The 1,227-nt window shown below is 71.6% G+C and carries 1 protein-coding gene; it reads left to right on the top strand.

Translation table 11 applies throughout. The features are described 5' to 3' along the window. On the top strand, positions 1 to 1,227 hold a 1,227-nt coding region (locus MXD58_RS27960), incomplete at both ends, for a beta-ketoacyl synthase N-terminal-like domain-containing protein (protein WP_250611170.1).

The raw sequence follows: 1,227 nt of genomic DNA, 5'->3' as shown, positions 1-1,227 counted from the left end.
CGTCGTGGGAGGCCTTCGAGCGGGCCGGGATCGATCCGGGGACGTTGCGGGGCAGCCAGACCGGGGTGTTCGTCGGCACCAACAGCCAGGACTACGTGTCGCTGCTGGCCGCCGCCCCGAAGACCGGCGAGGGCTATGTGGCCACCGGCAACGCGGCCAGCGTCGTCTCCGGCCGCCTCGCCTACACCTTCGGTCTGGAGGGGCCGGCGCTGACGGTGGACACGGCGTGTTCGTCGTCGTTGGTGGCGTTGCATCTGGCGGTCCGGTCGCTGCGGTCAGGGGAGTGCTCGCTGGCCCTGGTCGGCGGCGTCATGGTGATGTCGACTCCTGGCGGTTTCGTCGAGTTCAGCCGGCAGCGCGGGCTCGCCGCCGACGGGCGGTGCAAGGCCTTCGGCGCCGGCGCCGACGGATTCGGCATGGCCGAGGGCGCCGGCGTCCTGCTGGTGGAGCGGCTCTCGGACGCGCGCCGCCACGGGCATCCGGTGTGGGCGGTGGTGCGTGGGTCGGCGGTCAACTCCGATGGGGCGAGCAACGGGCTGACCGCGCCGAACGGCCCGTCGCAGCAACGGGTGATCGACGCGGCACTGCGCGACGCGGGCCTGGCCGCCGAACAGATCGACGCCGTCGACGGCCATGGCACCGGCACCGCGCTCGGCGATCCGATCGAGGCACAGGCGCTGTTGGCCACCTACGGACGGGACCGGGACGCGGATCGGCCGCTGTGGGTGGGATCGCTGAAGTCGAACATTGGGCACACGCAGGCGGCGGCGGGTGTCGGCGGTGTGATCAAGATGGTGATGGCGATGCGGCACGGGGTGGTGCCGAAGACGTTGCACGCCGAGGAGTCCTCGCCGGTGGTCGACTGGTCGTCGGGGGCCCTCCGGCTGGTGACGGAGGCGACGCCGTGGCCGCGCACGCGGGATGCACGGCGATCCGGGGTGTCCTCGTTCGGTATCAGCGGCACCAACGCCCACGTGATCCTGGAGGAGGCACCCGCAGTTCCGGCCGCTGGCGACCGGCAGCGGCCGGTGCACGACGTCACCGGGTCGGATTCGCCGGTCGGTCCCATCGGTTCTTCGCTTCTTTCTTCGGTCGTGCCGGTCGCTTTCCCGTGGGTTTTGTCGGGGCGGGATGCGGCGGGTCTGGTGGGGCAGGCGGGTCGGTTGTCGGCGTTTGTGTCGGCGCGGCCTGAGCTGGGTCTGGGGGATGTGGGTTTTTCGTTGGTGT

Origin of the sequence: Frankia sp. AgKG'84/4 (genome assembly GCF_023242965.2) — a bacterium.
In the GTDB taxonomy this organism is placed as follows: domain Bacteria; phylum Actinomycetota; class Actinomycetes; order Frankiales; family Frankiaceae; genus Frankia.
The sequence above is the reverse complement of the archived record's forward strand: the minus strand, read 5'-3'. Positions and strand labels throughout refer to the sequence as shown.